We start from the raw sequence: 19,331 nt of genomic DNA on the forward strand, positions 1-19,331 counted from the left end.
AATGATTCAAATTTTCAATTATAGAAGCATTGCTATGGTATGTACCATGGCAATGCTTTTTTTATCTTGTACGGATAATTATAAAAGAGTGGGTGATGAGGCCGCTAAAAAAATCTATCCTAGAGGTATCGTTGAAGATTTTGTACTTACATATACTGAGTCTCCTGAAAAATTAGACTCTGAAGACGTAGGTACATCTAAGGTTCTTTCAATTTTATCGGGTCCGGTCCGTAATGATTTCGACCAGCTTTCATTTCCATATCAAACCTTTCCAGAGGGTTTGTTAGTGGAAATATTTAATGAAAAAAATGAAAAAACAACAATAGAAGCAGATTACGGAGTGTTGTATTCTGCAACTTCTATTGTAGATTTGCGTGGGAATGTGCAAATAAAAGGCGATGATGGTAAACGGCTAGAGACCTCTCAATTGTATTATGACCGTGCAAATGAATGGGCATTTACGCAAGAGAAGTTTACCTTTACAAATCCAGATGATGGTACGGTGATGGATGGTGAAGGTATGGATATTCAAAAAGACCTTCAGTTTTTGAATGCGCATAAAACCTATGGTCTAATGTTGATAAAAGAAGAAAAGGATGATTAATATTTTAAGGTATACCGAATACCTATATATTTTAGTAGCGGGTTTTTCAATATTTAGAATTTTCAACGATTGGAATTCGGATCGAAGTATGGCATATTTGTTCATATTTTTTGCTGTAGTTTCTATTGGTATGTTTTTGTTTAGAAGAAGCTACAGAAAAAAGTTTGAACAGCGTAAGCGAGATAATAATAAAGAATAGTGGGGACAGCTAGTATTATCATTGTTCTTTCGCTAGTTTTTTCTGCATTTTTCTCAGGTATGGAGATTGCTTTTATTTCTGCAAACAAGATACATATCGAAATTGAGAAAAAGCAAGGTGGTTTTTTGGCTATGGTACTTACACGGTTAACAAAAAAACCATCGAAGTTTATTGCAACTATGCTAATTGGTAACAATATAGCCCTAGTTATTTATGGTCTTTTTATGGGAGAAATTCTCATGAATTGGTTTACAGGCATGACCCCTGAAAATGCTGTTTTAAAGATTTTTATTACAGATTTTAGCCTTTTGACACAAACCTTGATTTCCACTTTTATAATTTTGATAACGGCAGAGTTTTTGCCGAAGGTGATGTTTCAGATTTACGCTAATAGCTTATTGAAATTATTGGCGATACCTGCGTTTATATTTTACGTGTTATTTTCATTTATTTCAGATTTCATAATCTGGATTTCAGATTTAATCTTAAAACATATTTTTCGCACTTCGGGAGATGAAGTGCAATTGGCCTTTAGTAAGTTAGAGTTAGGGGATTATATTACAGAGCAAATGGAAACGGTAGAGGCTGAAGATGAAATAGATACCGAGATACAGATTTTTCAAAATGCCCTAGAATTTGCAGCGGTTAAGGCTCGTGAGGTAATGGTTCCTAGAACTGAGATTGTAGCCGTTGAAATGCATGAAACTCCTAAAAATCTAGCTAAAATTTTTACAGAAACGGGATATTCTAAAATATTGATTTATAATGATACGGTAGATAATGTTATAGGTTATGTGCATTCTTATGAGCTTTTTAAAAAGCCTAAGACATTAAAAAGTATTTTACTTCCTGTGGAGTTTGTACCAGAAACAATGCTTATTCAAGATATACTAAATACATTAATGAAGAAGCGAAAAAGTATAGCAGTAGTCTTAGATGAATATGGTGGTACCTCTGGCTTAGTTACCGTTGAAGATATTGTCGAGGAGCTTTTCGGGGAAATTGAAGATGAACATGATACTACGGATTTGCGTGAAGAGCGCGTAGATGAGCGTCATTTTCTTTTTTCGGCTCGTTTAGAGGTAGATTATATAAATGAAAATTATAAGTTAGAGCTTCCGGTTTCAGATGAATTTGAAACGTTAGGAGGTCTTTTGGTACATACATTAGGGGAAATACCAGAAAAGGAAGTAGAGTTAACCATAGAACCTTATAAATTTATTGTTTTAGAGGTTTCGAACACAAAAATTGATTTAATATCCATAGAACTTTTAGAAGAACATTAACAGCACATCGACCAATAAATTAGGTGTCTTTTTAGTTTTTATTATTTCAATTAAAAATGGTAGTTTTGCCTCCCAATAACCACAAACGATTATTTTAAACCTTAATTAGAATGGCAGTATTAGAAAATATAAGGAAACGTACAACAGTGTTGATCTTGATTATAGGTTTGGCACTTTTTGCATTTGTTATTTCAGGTGTTTTTACCAGTAGCAATTTTGGAGGTGAAAAAGTAGGTTCGTCCATAGCCGAGATTAATGGTGAGGATATATCTATAGATGATTTTAGACAGGAGGTAGAGACAGCTTCTAGAAGAGTTGGGCCAACTGCTTCATCTATGCAGGTTGTTAACCAAGTTTGGGAGAACACCATTAGAAAAAATGTTTTAGGTGAGCAATTCGAAGATTTAGGTATCGGTATTGAGCAGGATCAGATTGTTGATTTTCTTCGTACTACTGGATATGCTCAAAATCCTGAATTTCAAAACCAAAATGGTCAGTTCGACCCTAATATCTTTAAGCAAACAGTAGCAGATTGGAAAGTTAATAACCCTGCACAATATGAAGCTTGGTTACAAACGGAGAATGAAATAATTCAATTGGCTAAAGAGCAGACTTACTTTAATATGGTAAAGGCTGGTGTTGGTGCAACGCTAAAAGAAGGGGAGCTAGACTATAAGTTGGCAAACGAGAAAATGGATATTAAATATGTAAGAATACCTTACTCTTCAATTCCAGATAGTACAATAACGGTAACTAAAAGTGAGATTGCTGATTATGTCAATGATCACAAAGAGGAATATAAGCAAGATCCAGCTAGAGATTTACAATATGTGTACTTTGAAGAAAAGCCATCTGAGACAGATGAGAATGAGATAAAAGGGGCTATTTCAAAACTTTTAGATGATACTATAGAGTATAACTCTCAAACAGATCGTAACGATACTATTAGAGGATTTAGAAATACTGAAGATGTATCTGTTTTTTTGGATAGAAATTCAGATACGAAGTTCGATACTATCTATAAGGCTAAGAAAAATTTACCTGCAAGTGTTGCGGATACTTTAATGAGCTTGAATGTGGGTCAAATTTATGGGCCTTATAAAGACGGTGGTTCATACAAGATTTCAAAGATGATAGGTAGAAGGTCTAACGGTTCCGTAAAAGCTAGTCATATTCTTTTGCAATATGCTGGTGCTACTAGAGCTAATCCTGATGTAACAAGAACAAAAGAAGAGGCGGAAGCTAAAGCAAAAGAATTACTAAAGGAAGCTAAAAAATCTGGAGTTGTATTTTCAGAATTGGCTAGAGATAATTCAGATGGTCCTTCAGCACCTCAAGGAGGTGATTTAGGGTATTTCCAAAGAGGGGTAATGGTTCCTGAATTCAACGATTTTGCATTTGATAATAATATAGGTACTATCGGTTTGGTAGAGACAGATTTCGGATTTCATGTTATTAAAATTGATGATAAGGAAGACGTGGTTCAGATAGCTACTGTTTCTAGAGAAATTGTTGCATCAGAACAAACAATAAACACTTTGTTTACTAAGGCGACAAAATTTGAAATGGAAACTACTGATGATGAAAGTTCTTTTTCGGCAATAGCTAAAAAAGAAGAATTTGTTGTTCGGCCAGTAAACAAAATCAAAGCTTTAGATGAAAACCTTCCTGGTTTAACGAATCAGAGAAATATTGTCCAGTGGGCTTTTAATGCAGATACTGAAGTTGGAGACGTAAAACGTTTCAATATCAATAATGGTTATGCAGTTGTTCAATTGACAGGTAGCTATGAAGAAGGTGTTATGAGTGCGGAAGATGCTTCGGTATTGGTTTTGCCTATTATTAGAAAAGAGCGTAAAGCAGCTAAGATTATTGCAGCAAATAAAGGGAAAGACATGAGTACTATGGCTTCAGATAATAGTGTTTCTATTTCCAATGCATCGGCACTAACGGTGAAGTCACCAACTATTCCTGGCGCAGGTAGCGAGCCGGTTGTTGTAGGTACAGCATATGGTATGGCTCAAGGAGCGACTTCAGGATTGATTGAAGGAAATACAGGGGTTTTTAAAATCGAAATTATTAAGAAGACAGAAGCTCCAAAACTAGATAATTACAGTGTTTATGCAAATCAATTAAAGACAAGTGCTGCAAGTCGTGTAAATACTTCGGTATATGACGCATTAAAAGATGCTGCGAAAATTGAAGATAAGAGAGCTACTTTTTACTAGTAGAAAACTATAAGTAGGTATAAAAAAGAGCATCCATTTTGGGTGCTCTTTTTTATAGTATCATTTCTTTGTAGGGCAGAATAGTTGAATACCCTTTGTTTTTGAAGTAAGTCATTTCAGATGCTGTTCCTGTAACTAAAACAAAGTCCCCTCCCCATGCTCCTAGGCTTTTAATGCTGCCCGAGTAATCTGAAAATAAGGTTTCTTTTACAGTAGGTATTTTTAGAGTTTCCGATATTGTTGCTTCATGTTTTGTTAAGAGTGCAGCAAATTTATTTAAATCATTACAATTTATAATTTTGTTTGTAATGGCATCAATTTTTGAGACTAAATCAGTTTTATCAAAATTTAGATTTCTGTAAGCAGCTATAGCATCTCTACTATTTTTCTTTTGGTTGAGATAAACAAAAAATAGGTGGTTAGTAAAATTGGGGTAAAAATGAATTTCACTCACAAATGGCGTATATTCATTTCTTCGAAATAGAATAGGTGTATTGTGGCGGGCACACGCAATATCATAACCACTGCCGCCAAATGTAGCAGCTAATAAACGGTAAGGATCCACGTTTGCCCATTGTGCAATATTGGCGATTAAGGTAGATGAGGAGCCAAGGCCCCAATCTCTAGGGAAAGTTAACTTTGCTTCTATTGAATTATAATCGGTTTTACTTGATAAGAAGGAGGGGTTTAACTGTTTTGCTTTCAATAAAATTTCTGCTAATCTTTTAGAGATTTCAGTATTTGAAGTGTGTATTGTTTTTAGTTCAATTATTGAAAATTGCGCACTAAACCAAATAGTACCGTTTTCATCTAAACTCTTCCAAGATAATATTTCAGAGTTTGATGTTTCTAATTTTAAATACTGTCCGAATTTGGTGGGTAAGGCCAACCCTTTAGCACCATCTAAAATGGCATACTCTGCAGTGAGTAGTAATTTTCCATTGCTATAGAGTTCCTTAGTCATTTTACAATACTTATTTCCTTAGTAAGTTTAGCTGTAGTTCAACTTCGTGATGAGTTATGGTATTCGTTTTAAAATGAGTAACTAATTTCCCTTTTTCAAGGTCTGAAGCTCCAAGCTGATTTAAGATGTTTAAGAGGTGCATTTTCATATGACCTTTTTGAATACCTGTTGTTATCAATGAGCTAACTGCTGCAAAATTCTGTGCAAGACCAGCAACGGCAATAATTTGCATAAGTTCTTCTGCAGAAGGATTTCGAAGTATTTCTAAATTTAACTTAACCAATGGGTGTAAGTTGGTTAATCCGCCAACAGTACCCAATGCCAATGGTAATTCAATCCAAAATTTGAAAATACCATCTTCTATTTCGGCATACGTTAGGCTGCTATATCGTCCATTTCTACATGCATAGGCATGAACACCTGCCTCAACAGCCCTAAAGTCATTACCGGTCGCTAAAACCACTGCATCGATTCCGTTCATGATGCCCTTGTTGTGTGTAACCGCACGGTAAGGTTCAATCTGGGCTATTTTAATGGCTTGTATTATTTTTTCTGCCGTATGTAGTGGAGATAAATCAGTGCTTAATTTTAGCTCTTCAACAGGGCAGCTAACCTGAGCACGTACCGTGCAATTAGGCACATAATTGGATAATATACTCATGATTACTTCAATGTTCTTTTCCTCGTCAGAAAATCCATTATAAGAAGTAGCTTCATTTTTCAAAGTTGAAGCAAATTGTTCTAAACAACTATTTATGAAATTTGCCCCCATAGCATCCTTGGTTTGAAAGGTAGCATGTAGTTGGTAATAGTTCTCTAGCTCAGTTGTCTTGTTTTTTAAGACGATATCACTGATACCACCACCTCTTTTTTGCATGCTAGTAGTTAGTGAGACACTTTCAGCAAGTAATTTCGGTTTTAAATAGGTAAAAAAACTACTAAGCTTTTCAAAATTTCCTTTAAATAAAAAGTGTACTTGACCTACTTTTTCGGTACCCAAAACTTCAGTTTTGAAACCACCTCTTTTTAGCCAAAACTTTGCTGCTTTGCTAGCTGCGGCAATAACAGAACTTTCCTCAATCGCCATAGGTATAGCATAAAGGTTGTCATTAATTAAGAAATTTGGAGCAATTCCTAATGGCAGGTACAAATTGGTGATCGTATTTTCTATAAATTCATCATGCAATTGCTGAATATTGGAATTCTGGTTCCAATACGTTTGCAGAATTTTTATTGATTGTTCTTTATTTTGTGTGTAATGCGAGGTTACCCAATCTATTTTATCTTCTTTCGTAAGTTTGGAAAAACCACTAATTGGCTCAGTCATTTAGGTATAACTTTCTTCTAAAGGTTGATATAACTTTACGGCATTTATATAAAAGGCCTTGTGTTTTTTTTGGAAGTAAATATAAGCATATTGGCACGAACCTTTATATGTGGATGAATGCGTTAAAAGCAGTTTCTTTTTCGATGTAAATTGTGGTTTTTTAAGGAAATTGTGGTAAACTTGAGAGATTTAACAAAATTCTAATTTTTATGCGAAAAACACACTTATTTACATTGATTGTAATTGCTTTCAACGTATTTACTTGGGCACAGGAGAAACAAATTGAGGTAACGGATATTTATCAAGGTACTTTTAGTACCGAAGGAATGGATGCTTTGCGCTCCATGAATAATGGCAAACAGTATACAGTTCTTAACATAAATAGAATAAATCAATCTTCAATGATTGATAAATACGACTATAAGACCTTAAACAAGGTTTCTACTATAGTATCATCTTCGGATTTAAACGATATTCCTAATTTTTCAGCATATAGTTTTAGTGCCGATGAAAAAAAGATATTATTGTCAACGGAGGTAGAACCTATATTTAGACGATCAACTTTAGGTGTTTTTTATGTGTATGATGTAGACACTAAAAAGGCAGTACGAATAAGCAATACTAAAATACAGGAGCCAACGCTTTCACCAGACGGAAAGCAGGTAGCCTATGTTAAGGATAATAACATTTACCTATTTAATATTGGAACTGGTGAGACCGAACAAGTGACCACGGACGGAGAAAAGAATAAAATAATAAATGGTGTTACCGATTGGGTTTATGAGGAAGAATTTGCATTTGTTCGTGCTTTTGAGTGGAATGCTGATGGAAGCAAAATAGCTTTTCTTCGTTTTGATGAAACCAATGTTCCAGAATTTTCTATGGATGTATATGGCACAGGATTATACCAACAGCCACATGTTTTTAAATATCCAAAAGCAGGAGAGAATAATTCTTTGGTGTCTTTACATCTGTTAGATATAGCTAGTGGTGAAATAGCTTCGGTGGACTTAAACGATGCTTATTATGTGCCTCGAATAAAGTGGAAGAATAATAAAGATATGTTGAGCGTGCAGACTTTGAACAGACATCAAAACCATTTAACCATGTATACGGTTAATGCTAAAACGAATAAAGTTTCGATTTTATTAGAAGAGAAAGATCAGGCCTATTTAGATATCACGGACAATTTAACTTTTTTAGAGGATGATAGTTTCATCTGGTCAAGTGAAAAAGATGGGTGGAATCATATTTATTTGTATAATGAAGATGGTAAATTGATGAACCAAATTACCAAAGGTGACTGGGAAGTGACCAATTATTATGGGTATGATCAGAATGAAGATAAGATTTACTATCAATCTACCGAAAATGGTTCTATAAACCGTGGCGTTTATAACATAAGCAGTGGTGGCGATGACAAGAAATCATTGGCAGTAACCAAAGGAACGAACAATGCTTCGTTCAGTACCGATTTTACGTATTTCATTAATACCTATTCCAGCGCAGAAATGCCTCCGATGTATACGTTACATCAAGCAATAAATGGAAAGAAGGTAAAAGATATTAAAGACAATAGTCAGTTATTACAGATATTAAATGGCTACGTCGTGAGTCCAAAAGAGTTCTCTACAATTTCCATAAATGACAATAATCTTAATATGTATATGATTAAGCCGAAAGATTTTGACCCATCAATGAAATACCCACTTTTAATGTATCAATATAGTGGTCCGGGCTCTCAGAATGTTTCCAATAGTTGGATGGGAACTAACGATTACTGGCACCAAATGTTAGTATCAGAAGGGTATGTTATTGCTTGTGTCGATGGTAGGGGAACTGGTTTTAAAGGGAGTGATTTTAAGAAGGTTACTTATATGAACCTAGTGAAGTATGAGACGGAAGACCAAATAGCGGCAGCAAAAAAGTTAAGCGAGTTAGCGTATATTGATGAAGATCGAACTGGTATTTGGGGATGGAGTTTTGGGGGCCACATGGCAACCAATTGTATTTTAAAGGGGAATGATGTTTTTGAAACTGCCATTGCAGTAGCACCAGTTACTTCTTGGCGTTTTTATGATACAATTTACACCGAACGATTTATGCGTACGCCAGCCGAAAACCCAAGTGGTTATGATGATAATTCTCCATTTAATTATCCTGAATTGTTAGAAGGTAATTACTTATTGATTCACGGTTCAGGTGATGATAATGTACATGTTCAAAATTCTATGCGTATGATAGAAGCATTGATTCAGGCAAACAAGCAATTCGATTGGGGAATCTATCCAGATAAAAACCATGGGATTTATGGTGGAAATACAAGAATTCACCTATTCAACAAAATGACCAATTTTATAAAAGAAAAATTATAATCAAACTAATTGAACTATGACTGAAAGCACTGAATTTTCAGGCCAAAAGCAGATTTTTGGGCACCCACAGGGTTTATTTTATTTATTTTTTGCAGAATTATGGGAGCGTTTTAGCTTCTACGGAATGCGTGCGCTGCTCACGCTTTACATGATAGATGTAATATTTCAGGCATTGGCAGAGAGAGATTATGCTACGGCTGCTGTTTATTCATCTTACGGTTCTTTAGTATATGCTTCTACAGTTATTGGAGGAAAATTATCGGATAAGATACTAGGGATGCGGAATTCTATTTTTTTAGGGGGTATACTAATGTCCATAGGTCATTTTGTTTTGGCAATTGAAGATGATATGGCCTTTTTTCTTGCCCTATCCTTAATCATAGTTGGTAATGGTTTTTTTAAACCAAATATTTCAACTTTCGTAGGAACATTATATGAAAAAGGGGATCCTAAAAAAGATTCTGGATTCACTATTTTTTACATGGGTATAAATATTGGTGGTTGGGTCGCACCTCTTTTGTGTGGCTGGTTAGCCGCTACATATGGTTGGCATTATGGATTTGGACTAGCGGGAATAGGTATGTTAACAGGATTGATTTTCTTTTGGAGCGGCATTAAGAAAAACGTATTTGGTAACAGAGGTTTACCTCCTAATGAGCATGTGTTGAACAAGAAGGTATTAGGTGTAAAACAGGGGGTTCTTGTGCCTGTACTTGCAGTACTTGCGGTTCCATTGATTGCATTGTTATTGGCCTCTTATAAAGCCATAGCTACAGACGGTATGTTTGCAGACCAAAATATTGTGAATGTAATTTTCACAGGTATTGGCATTGCTGTACTAGCGTACTTAGCTTATGAAATGTTCAAAGCAAACGTGACGGAGAGAAAAGAGCTTTTTGTAGCTGTATTACTTACTTTTTTTATGACGATATTTTGGGGGTTTCATGAATTATCTGGTAGCGTAATTACCTTGTTCGCAGCTCGTAATATTGATTTAGATGGCATAATGTCCGCCGCACAAACTAATTCATTGAACTCGATGTTCATTATTATATTGGCAATTCCAATTTCAATGATGTGGACTTGGTTGAGCAAAAAGAATTGGAATCCAAGAACACCGTATAAGTTTGGACTAGGTTTACTTTTTGCAGGTATTAGTTTTTATGTGCTTGCATTAAGTGGTGGTAGTGCAAATGAAAGCGGATTTGTTCCTTTTGCCTATCTATTATTAATGTATTTTTTATTGTCGGTAGGGGAGTTGTTTATGTCTCCAGTAGGTTTGTCTAAAATGACCGATTTAGCGCCTTTAAGGTTAATAGCTTTTATAATGGGAGTTTGGTTTTTGTCGTCGGCATTTGCTTTTCAAATAGTTGGTTTTATAGGTAAGCAACTAGCAATTGAGAGTACGGATAAAAACGTTGGTGGTTTTGAGACGTTAACCGTATACACAGATGGTTTTATGTTAATCGCCAAATACGCTTTAGGTGCAGGGGCAGTTGTTCTTTTGGCTTCTCCATTAATTAAGAAATTAATGGGTAAAGTTCACTAATAAATATATTTTTATTCAAAATAATAAGCTCCCTTTTCGCCAGTATAGTGAAAAGGGATTTTGCTTTTTAAACAGGTCATTCTCCAGCGGTCGATATAACTTCTGTAATTACTGCCATCAGCAATAATTTCTTTAGGGTTAATGCTATCTATGAGTCTCTCTAGATTAATTTTTGGTGATTGGGTCAATAGAATTTTCTCCTTTGATTCAATTTTAAAATAAATACCTGTACTATCTAAAACCAGTAGTGTTTCATTTTTCAAGGAGTAGCTATTCTTTAATGAATCGAATTGTGTTGATTCTATTCGTTCAGCTGTTTGATAATCTGAAATCAGATTGTTGGCCATTTCCGCCGAATTAGATAAGATGGATAAGTGTTTGCCGCTTCTATTGATTAAGATACTGTTTTTGGTTTGATGTAGAACAATGGCTTCCGTTGTTTTAGATGCTTCAACTTTTTTAAAAGAAGTATAGCTTTGAAAACAAAGTAAGCTAATCAAAAATAAAGCAATGCGTTTGTAGGTTACAAATTTGCAGGCCTCAATAAACAAAACAATCGTTATTAAGGACAAAATAAGTTGCCCGAAATCAAACGAAATAGAACTGAAAATAAAACTTTCTTGTTTCGCTATCCAGCCGATTAAATTATTCATTGCGTTTATTATTACATTGTAAAACCAAGCAAGTGGCGAGGGAAGCCAATTCAATAATGAAAGGAAAATCACTAAGATTCCCATACCTAAAATAATGCCTAAAGCAGGAACTATTATTAAATTGGAAATAAAGAATAATCCAGGAAATTGGTGAAAATAATAAAGACTTATTGGTAATACGCCCAATTGAGCAGCTATACTTACACAGAGAAGTTGCCAAAAATATCTTACGATCTTATTTTTTGGGAACCATAATTTTTTGAGCATTGGAAAAATCCATAGAATAGCGAATACGGCCGCGTAACTCATTTGAAAGCCAACCTGAAATAAAAAATTAGGGTTTATGAAAAGTAAAATGAATAATACCGATAAGGCTAGTATATTAAAGGAGTTGCTAGGTCTGTTTAAGTATAAGGCAAAGGCGACGAATGTGAACATTGTGGTGGCACGAATAATACTAGCGGATAAACCTGCAAGGAAAGCGAAGCCCCAAAGAAATACAACCGAAAATATTAAAATGATTGTTCTACCCTTTGGAATATGTTTCATCGGACTTAGCAAGAATTGAATTAAAAGCAATAGAACACCAATATGGAGGCCTGAAACGGCTAATATGTGTACAGCGCCTGCTTTTTGATAATTGATGTAAGTTTCCTCTGAAATATCTGAGCGCTGACCTAATAATAAAGCCTGTATAACGCCAAGTTCATCAGTACCGAAATTCTCTTTTTTAAGTTTATCAATAATATGATTTCTAGCTTTTGAAGCAATTCCAATAAATGTTGGTCTTGGGTTTTCTAAGGGTATAAATTGATTTGAACTAATTCTTAGCTGATGATAAATACCTAATCTTTCTAAATATTCTTTATAGTTAAACTGACGTGGATTTAAAGGGTCATTGATGGGTTGAACCTTCGAGAAGGTCAATAATTCATCATCAACTTGTAATGAGGTGAAAGTAGAATCGTTAGGTATGGTAATTAAAAGAATTCCGGTAACTTTTTTATTACCAATACTCTTGACCGTTGCAAAATAGCGATATGAATATTGATTGGATTTTAGTACTTCGTTGATTTTTAAAGTCCAAGCACCACCTTTTTGTGAAGTTATTTTGCTGTAATGGTTAGCACGATTTCTAGGTTGTGATGACGTGTATGAGTAGATGCCTAAGGAAATGAAGGCTAAGCCAGCAATAATGCCAAATAGTTTTCTGTTGGTTTTCTTTTCTAATATAAATACTACGGAAAGTAAAATAAAAAGGAAAATAGTAGCTGTAAGCAAATAAACCGGATTGAAAGAGAAAAAGTGACCTATTAAAATTCCAAGGATGAGGAGCAGCGTTAATTTTATAGGAATAAACGCTAAAAGTTTCATGCTATAAAATTCTTGTTGCCTTTACAAAAGCTTGGTTCCAGAATCCATCTCTCAAAGATGATACAGTTACTCCTCGAGAAGTAGATGCATGTATAAAGGTTATTTCATCATTATTAGTTCCGACGACCATACCAACATGGTTAATTCGTTTAGAGCCTCTACTTGTTTTGAAGAATAAAAGATCACCTTTTTCTACATTTTTCACAGTAACCCGATGACCTTCTTCGGCCATATGAAAAGAAGTTCTTGGTAGTTGAACATCGTGTTCGCCAAAAGACACGTATAATAAGCCGGAGCAATCCATGCCTTTTGTGGTAGTACCGCCAAACTTATAACGAACCCCAGAGAATGAGAGTGCTGTGTTAATGATTTGGTCCGCTTTGTTTAAGTTGTGATTTGTAACAGTTCTAGGTTCTAATAGTGTTTTTGGTTCTGTAACATTGCCTATTCTTTCATCATTGGCTGCAGCTACAGAAATTTTTCGTTCATTACTAGAACTACTAGTTATTTTGCTCGATCCGCAACTCGCTAAAAAACAGACTATAAAAAAGTATGGTAGTATACGCATAAATAGAAGGAGTAACCTTTTAGTACATGAACTATAAAATTATATAATTATTTTATATAATAGGAATGCTAATTAGTTTTAGTGTTTTCAATGATTAATGTAGCGGCTATTGCACTTGCTCCAGAACCACCCAATTTGGTAATAAGTTCATCGTAGGAAGCCAATTGTTCAACTCTTGTTTCTCCATCAAGAATTGAAGTTAATTCCTTTTTTAAATTCTTCTTCGTAAAATCATCTTGAATCAATTCTTTTACTACCTCTTTCCTCATTATTAAATTTACCAAAGAAATATATTCTAACGTAATGATACGTTTCGCGATTTGATAAGAAATCCAATTGGCTTTATAGCAAACTACTTGCGGTACTTTAAATAAGGCTGTTTCCAATGTGGCCGTACCACTAGTAACTAATGCGGCGGTTGAAATGGAAAGCAAATCATAAGTTTTATTTTGAATAAACTTAACATTGGCATCCCTTAGAAACGTAGTATAAAATTCTTTGTCTAAACTGGGTGCGCCGGCGATTACAAATTCATATTCCGAAAAATCACTAGTTAACGAAAGCATCGATGATAGCATTTTTTGAACTTCTTGCTTGCGGCTACCAGGTAAAAGTGCAATAATTGGTTTGTTTGAATCTATATTATTGGTCGAGCGAAAGGTGGCTTCATTTAATTCGGGTCTGTTCGATATAGCATCAAGTAAAGGGTGTCCAACGAAATTGACGGGAAAATTATGTTTCGTCTCATAAAACTCTTTCTCGAAAGGAAGAATAACATACATGTGATCTATCGTCGATTTTATTTTCTCGATTCTACCTTCGCGAGATGCCCATATTTGAGGAGAGATATAATAATTTGTACGGAAATTATGTTCTTTGGCCCATTTTGCGATTCTTAAATTAAATCCAGAATAATCAATAAATATAATAGCGTCCGGTTGAAAGGTTGCAATATCTTGTTTGCAGAATTTTATATTCTTAAAAATAGCGTTAAGGTTTAAAATCACTTCTAAAAAACCCATAAAGGCCAATTCTTTGTAGTGTTTAACCAAACTTCCGCCAGCTTGTTGCATTAGGTCGCCGCCCCAACATCGTATATCTGCATACTTATCTTTTTCTTTTAATGCTTTTATTAAATTAGATCCATGTAAGTCACCCGAAGCTTCTCCAGCAATGATGTAATACTTCATTTTAAAAGACTTTGTAGTAAAGAATTATAAAAGCGGTAATTATAGTGGCCAACAATACTCCTTTTGCTCTATTGTCTCTTTTTATTCGTAAAAATCCAAAGAAAGCGATTAGGTTTAAAACGGCTCCTAAGGCTAAAAGACTGCCAACATGTTCTTGTTCAACTGCAGCCTTATACGTTTCAGAGATGCTTAATTCTGAAAATAAGAGTATGTATAGCAAAGTACCTAGGGTGTTGGCTATAATGCCTACCAAGAGACCGATTAGAATTTCTTTTTTCGTGTTCATGTATGAATTTTAAACTTAAAAATTTAAGTTATGTATTATAGTTTCCAAGTATTCAGTTCTGAAATAACATGATGGGCGGTTAAATCGAAATGAGTGGGAACAACAGATATGTAGCCATTTGCTAATGCCCATTCATCGGTGTCTTCGCCTTTATCCAATAATTCAAATTCACCTGTTAACCAGTAATAATCTTTACCCATTGGGTTTGTTCGTTTATCGAATTTCTCTTTCCAATTTGCCTTCGCCTGTCTGCAAATTTTAATGCCTTTTATCTTATTTTTCTTAAGTTTAGGGATATTGACGTTTAAAACAGTGCCTTTAGGAATACCATTTTTTAAAGCTTCGGTTACAATAGTAAAAATGAAGTTTTGTGCTTGTGAAAAATCTGCTTCCCAAGTATAATCGCAAAGCGAAAAACCGATGGCAGGTATACCCTCAATACCAGCCTCTATCGCCGCACTCATGGTGCCTGAATAAATGACGTTTATTGAAGAATTAGAACCGTGATTTATGCCGCTAACGCATATATTTGGATTTTTGGGTAGTAGTTCTTGTAATGCTAATTTTACGCAGTCTGCTGGTGTGCCGCTACAGCTATATTCGTCAATACCTTCGCTATCTAAATCGATAGTTAGTTTTTTTGAGTATAGCGTACTGTCTAAGGTTATGGCATGGCCCATACCAGATTGCGGACTATCAGGGGCAACAACTACAACTTCTCCAATTGTTTTCATTATTGAAACTAGCATACGTAGTCCTGGAGCTGTAATTCCGTCATCGTTTGTAACTAAGATCAATGGTTTTCCCATAACATATACTTTCTACAGTAAAAATACGTTTTTATAAGTGATATGGCCGAAGCGTCGTTTAACAAAAAATTAATTCCTAGCTCCATTATTGGCATGGTTTTTTCTTTATCTTAGTTGTTTATGTAGTTTTATCGCTACAAATAATTCCTAAATTGAGAGATATTGAAGAAGAAGGTAAAAGATAATTTTATGAAGAGAAATTTAGCTTATGTACTGCTTTTAATGCTCGTTGCTGTTGCTTCGTGCAGTTTTACAAATAAGACGTTTGAAAACGATGATAAAGACAAATTGTTATTGGATTTAATTACGTATGTTTTAGAAAAAGGACATTACGAGCCAAAAGCACTCAATGATCAGTTTTCGGTAAATGTATTCGAAGATTTTATTGATGTGATTGACCCAACAAAAAGATATTTCATAGCATCTGATATTGCTGAATTTGAGAAGTATAAGTATCAAATTGATGATGAAATAAAAAATACGGATATCACTTTCTTCAATGTTGTGTATGAAAGATTGATGCAACGTATGGGTGATGCGAAGGAAATTTATAAAGATGTTTTAGCATCACCTTTTGATTATTCTGAAAACGAAAGTATCAGTATAAAATATGATGAAGAACCGTTTGCTGCGAATAGAGATGAGCTTAAAGAACGATGGAGAAAGCAATTGAAGTATGCTACTTTAGGAACATATGATTCTAAAATTGTTCATATGGAGAAAGAAGTGGTCGCAACCAAAAAGCATGAAAATGGCGAAACGGTTACGGAATTAAGTAATGTGAAATTAGATGATGGTCATGATCATAGTGCGCATACTCCTGAAGAAGCTGAAATAGAATCGAGAAAATCTACCGAAACTACATTAGATGAGTTTTTCGATTTTGTTAATGATTTGGAGCGTAAAGATTGGTTCGTGCAATATATTAATACTATTGTAGACGAATTTGACCCACACACATTTTATTTAGCACCAGAAGAAAAAGAAAAATTTGACACTAGTATGTCAGGTAAATTTGAGGGTATTGGAGCAAGACTTCAAAAGAAGTCAGAAGGAGCAAAAATTGTAGAGATTATTTCTGGTGGTCCTGTTTGGAGAGATCAACGACTAGAAGTTGGTGATGAAATTATAAAAGTAGGTCAAAACGGTCAAGAGCCTATTAATATTGTAGGTATGCGTTTAGACGATGCCATCAAATTGATAAAAGGTGCTCAAGGTACTATTGTAGATTTAACTGTTAGAAAAGTAGATGGTTCTTTAGATGTAGTTTCATTAACCAGAGATGTGGTTGAACTTGAAGAATCTTATGCTAAATCTGCCACCATTATTAGAGATAAAGAGAAATTCGGAATCATTAATCTACCTAAATTCTACGTTGATTTCAATGATTATAGTGAAAGAAATGCAGCTACTGATGTAGCTAAAGAAGTAGAGCGATTAAAAGAAGAGGGTGTTGAAGGTCTTATTTTAGATTTACGTGATAACGGTGGGGGATCATTGAAAACCGTTGTTGAAATGGCTGGGCTTTTCATAAAAGATGGGCCAATTGTTCAGGTTCAGTCTAAGGATAAGGGTAAAGATGTATATGATGATAAGGATGAAAGAATACAATGGGATGGTCCATTGGTAATTTTGGTCAACGAATTATCTGCATCGGCTTCTGAAATTTTAGCGGCTGCAATGCAAGATTACAAGAGAGCCATTGTTATTGGTAGCAAGCAGACTTTTGGTAAAGGAACCGTTCAAAATGTTATTCCATTAAATAATATGTTACGTAGTAATGAGCATGGAGATTTAGGAGCGATTAAAATTACTACGCAAAAGTTTTATAGAATTAATGGAGGTTCTACGCAATTAGAAGGTGTTAAAAGTGATATTGTAGTTCCAGACAAATATAGCTATATAGATTTAGGAGAAAGAGATCAATCTAATCCATTAGGATGGGATAAGATTTCTCCAGCCGATTATAAGCCATGGGATGGTTACATTAACTATGAGAAGACTATAGCTGATAGTGAGAAAAGAATGCAAACCAGTCAGCAAATTAAGTTGATTGAAGAAAATGCTAAGTGGTTAAAGGCTGAGCAAGATGAAACTGAAATCTCGCTTAATTTTGAAACCTATAAGGAAGAAAAAGAAAAAGATAAGGAACAATCTGATTACTTTAATACGCTCACAGATTATGATTCTAAATTAACTTTTAAATCTTTAGGTTATGAAGAGCAATTGTTTACTAAAGATTCGGTATTACGGGAAAAGAGAAACAGATGGCATAAAAATTTAGCAAAAGATGTTTATGTTGAAGAGGCTGTTAATGTATTAGAAGATTTGAAAATTAATAATATAAAGCAGGGAAAGCTAGCTAGTGTAAAGAATTAATTACACAATTATTATCATAAAAAAACCGCTTGTACATAGTACAAGCGGTTTTTTTTTATGTTTCTTCTTTTTAAAGGTATTTTGGTTTTGCGAATTGGGACAATTGATTATTTAATTCTCTTATTTTTATACTTTGAATTTAGGGGGCTAATAAAAGAATTATACAAATAACGGCAGGTGCAGCGTTGCCATCTTTTATAACTAAGTGCGAAATAGCTCCTAAAGAGTAATTCATAAAGAAACCGGCAAATGCCTATTCAAGTGACCAATTGGAATTATTGAACCATATTAGTAATAAGCCGATTGTTTGAAATAGACCTAATAATTGAATTAAGTAAATAGGATAGCCTAGTTTCAAAAAGGTCATTGAAACTGCTTCATAGTTTATAATTGAATTCAATATTGTCCCTAATACAGCTGTAGTCGAATCGATATTTTCGTTCTTTTAAATATAAAATGAAACTTAATTTAAAAGTTTATCGGCATGTAGCTTTCTAAGTTTTGCCAATTTAGGGTTGATTACAACCTGACAATAACCTTGTTGAGAATTATTCTTGTAATAATCTTGATGATATTCTTCAGCATCATAAAATACTCCATGAGGGCTTAATTCGGTGACTATAGATTTTTCATAAATAGCTGACATTTTTTTTAATACCATCTTAGCCTTTCTCTCTTGAATATTATTATAATAATATATAACAGAACGATACTGTGTACCTGCATCGGCTCCTTGTCGGTTTAAAGTAGTAGGGTCATGTGTTGTCATGAAAATAATTAGGATATCTTCATAAGAAATGATTGCAGGATCAAAAGTAATCTGTACCACTTCGGCATGTCCTGTAAGGCCAGAACAAATTTCTCTATATGTTGGTCTACCAGGTACATTGCCACCCGTATAACCAGAAACAACTTTTAGAATACCTTTCACTTCTTGAAAGACCGCTTCTGTACACCAAAAACATCCACCGCCTACAGTGGCAATTTCTAAATTAGTTTTAGCCATGTGATTCCTCTTTTTCTAATTGCATAGATTCAGAATTAATGCAGTAGCGCAACCCACTAGGTTCAGGTCCGTCTGGGAAAACATGGCCTAAATGGGCATCACAAGAATTGCACATAACCTCAACTCGTACCATTCCATAAGACACATCTTTATGGTATTTAATGGCGTTCTCTTTAATAGGTTGGGTAAAGCTTGGCCAACCAGTGCCAGATTCGAACTTTATGGTAGAATCAAATAAAGAAGTGCCACAACATACACATTCATATTTACCCGCCTCGTGGGCGCTACAAAGCGCACCGGAATGTGGAGCTTCGGTTCCTTTTTTACGAGTTATTCTAAACTGTTCGGGCGTTAAAATTTCTTTCCATTCCTGTTCGGTTTTTTCAACTCGCTTATCAGTTACGGGGTTACCGTTCACTGAAAAATGAATCACATCTTTCCAAGTTAGCATCATAATTTTCCTTTCGTTTATACTTTTTACACTCGGGTTATTGGTCGAGAAATTCCTTTATATATTACAAAATTACGGTAATT

General features: G+C 34.6%; 16 protein-coding genes. 7 read left to right on the forward strand and 9 right to left on the reverse strand.

Annotated features, from left to right (window positions below; all coding sequences use genetic code 11):
• The first annotated feature begins 1 nt into the window (after window position 1).
• The 4 genes from lptC (at window position 2) to AACZ49_RS01875 (ending at window position 4,317) form a co-directional block, all read left to right on the forward strand.
• Window positions 2–604, forward strand: coding sequence for an LPS export ABC transporter periplasmic protein LptC (gene lptC / locus AACZ49_RS01860; RefSeq protein ID WP_339650995.1), 603 nt, complete (start codon window positions 2–4; stop codon window positions 602–604).
• Window positions 597–803: a hypothetical protein gene (locus AACZ49_RS01865; RefSeq protein ID WP_339650998.1), complete on the forward strand. Its 207-nt coding sequence runs from the start codon at window positions 597–599 to the stop codon at window positions 801–803. Before lptC ends, AACZ49_RS01865 begins: the two co-directional genes overlap by 8 nt.
• Entirely contained in the window at window positions 803–2,089 is a 1,287-nt protein-coding gene (locus AACZ49_RS01870) for a hemolysin family protein (protein WP_339651000.1), read from the forward strand. Before AACZ49_RS01865 ends, AACZ49_RS01870 begins: the two co-directional genes overlap by 1 nt.
• Window positions 2,090–2,199: 110 nt before the next feature.
• Entirely contained in the window at window positions 2,200–4,317 is a 2,118-nt protein-coding gene (locus AACZ49_RS01875; protein ID WP_339651003.1) for a peptidylprolyl isomerase, read from the forward strand.
• 52 nt (window positions 4,318–4,369) lie between these two features.
• Here AACZ49_RS01875 and AACZ49_RS01880 read toward each other — a convergent pair whose 3' ends face one another.
• Together AACZ49_RS01880 and AACZ49_RS01885 are read right to left on the reverse strand one after the other, a co-directional pair.
• Window positions 4,370–5,281 carry a GYDIA family GHMP kinase gene (locus AACZ49_RS01880; protein ID WP_339651006.1) on the reverse strand — a complete coding sequence of 304 codons (912 nt, stop codon included), beginning with the start codon at window positions 5,279–5,281 and terminating at the stop codon, window positions 4,370–4,372.
• A 10-nt stretch (window positions 5,282–5,291) separates the two neighbouring features.
• A complete protein-coding gene (locus tag AACZ49_RS01885) occupies window positions 5,292–6,608 on the reverse strand; it encodes a hydroxymethylglutaryl-CoA reductase, degradative (protein ID WP_339651008.1) in 1,317 nt (438 codons plus the stop codon).
• A 209-nt stretch (window positions 6,609–6,817) separates the two neighbouring features.
• On the opposite strand from AACZ49_RS01885, the gene AACZ49_RS01890 reads away from it, so the two are divergent.
• Window positions 6,818–8,983 carry a S9 family peptidase gene (locus AACZ49_RS01890; RefSeq protein ID WP_339651010.1) on the forward strand — a complete coding sequence of 722 codons (2,166 nt, stop codon included), beginning with the start codon at window positions 6,818–6,820 and terminating at the stop codon, window positions 8,981–8,983.
• Between the two features lie 16 nt (window positions 8,984–8,999).
• Window positions 9,000–10,532, forward strand: a complete 1,533-nt coding sequence (locus AACZ49_RS01895) for an oligopeptide:H+ symporter (protein ID WP_339651011.1) — start codon at window positions 9,000–9,002, stop codon at window positions 10,530–10,532.
• An 11-nt stretch (window positions 10,533–10,543) separates the two neighbouring features.
• Here AACZ49_RS01895 and AACZ49_RS01900 read toward each other — a convergent pair whose 3' ends face one another.
• The 5 genes from AACZ49_RS01900 to surE all read right to left on the reverse strand — a co-directional run bounded on the left by AACZ49_RS01900 (window position 10,544) and on the right by surE (window position 15,412).
• The gene (locus AACZ49_RS01900; RefSeq protein ID WP_339651014.1) at window positions 10,544–12,559 is read right to left on the reverse strand and encodes a ComEC/Rec2 family competence protein; all 2,016 of its coding nucleotides are present in this window, start codon (window positions 12,557–12,559) and stop codon (window positions 10,544–10,546) included.
• Window position 12,560: 1 nt separating this feature from the next.
• Window positions 12,561–13,127: a C40 family peptidase gene (locus tag AACZ49_RS01905; RefSeq protein WP_339651016.1), complete on the reverse strand. Its 567-nt coding sequence runs from the start codon at window positions 13,125–13,127 to the stop codon at window positions 12,561–12,563.
• Window positions 13,128–13,195: 68 nt separating this feature from the next.
• A complete protein-coding gene (lpxB, locus tag AACZ49_RS01910) occupies window positions 13,196–14,317 on the reverse strand; it encodes a lipid-A-disaccharide synthase (RefSeq protein WP_339651018.1) in 1,122 nt (373 codons plus the stop codon).
• Between the two features lies 1 nt (window position 14,318).
• Window positions 14,319–14,603 carry a hypothetical protein gene (locus tag AACZ49_RS01915; protein WP_339651019.1) on the reverse strand — a complete coding sequence of 95 codons (285 nt, stop codon included), beginning with the start codon at window positions 14,601–14,603 and terminating at the stop codon, window positions 14,319–14,321.
• Between the two features lie 35 nt (window positions 14,604–14,638).
• Window positions 14,639–15,412, reverse strand: a complete 774-nt coding sequence (gene surE, locus AACZ49_RS01920) for a 5'/3'-nucleotidase SurE (protein ID WP_339651020.1) — start codon at window positions 15,410–15,412, stop codon at window positions 14,639–14,641.
• A 189-nt stretch (window positions 15,413–15,601) separates the two neighbouring features.
• Here surE and AACZ49_RS01925 point away from each other — a divergent pair, with 189 nt between their 5' ends.
• Entirely contained in the window at window positions 15,602–17,791 is a 2,190-nt protein-coding gene (locus AACZ49_RS01925) for a carboxy terminal-processing peptidase (protein ID WP_339651022.1), read from the forward strand.
• 463 nt (window positions 17,792–18,254) lie between these two features.
• Here AACZ49_RS01925 and msrA read toward each other — a convergent pair whose 3' ends face one another.
• Entirely contained in the window at window positions 18,255–18,797 is a 543-nt protein-coding gene (msrA, locus tag AACZ49_RS01930; protein WP_339651024.1) for a peptide-methionine (S)-S-oxide reductase MsrA, read from the reverse strand.
• The gene (gene msrB, locus AACZ49_RS01935) at window positions 18,790–19,248 is read right to left on the reverse strand and encodes a peptide-methionine (R)-S-oxide reductase MsrB (RefSeq protein WP_339651436.1); all 459 of its coding nucleotides are present in this window, start codon (window positions 19,246–19,248) and stop codon (window positions 18,790–18,792) included. Before msrB ends, msrA begins: the two co-directional genes overlap by 8 nt.
• Window positions 19,249–19,331 lie beyond the last annotated feature (83 nt).

Source organism: uncultured Maribacter sp., assembly GCF_963975365.1.
Classification (GTDB): Bacteria; Bacteroidota; Bacteroidia; order Flavobacteriales; family Flavobacteriaceae; genus Maribacter.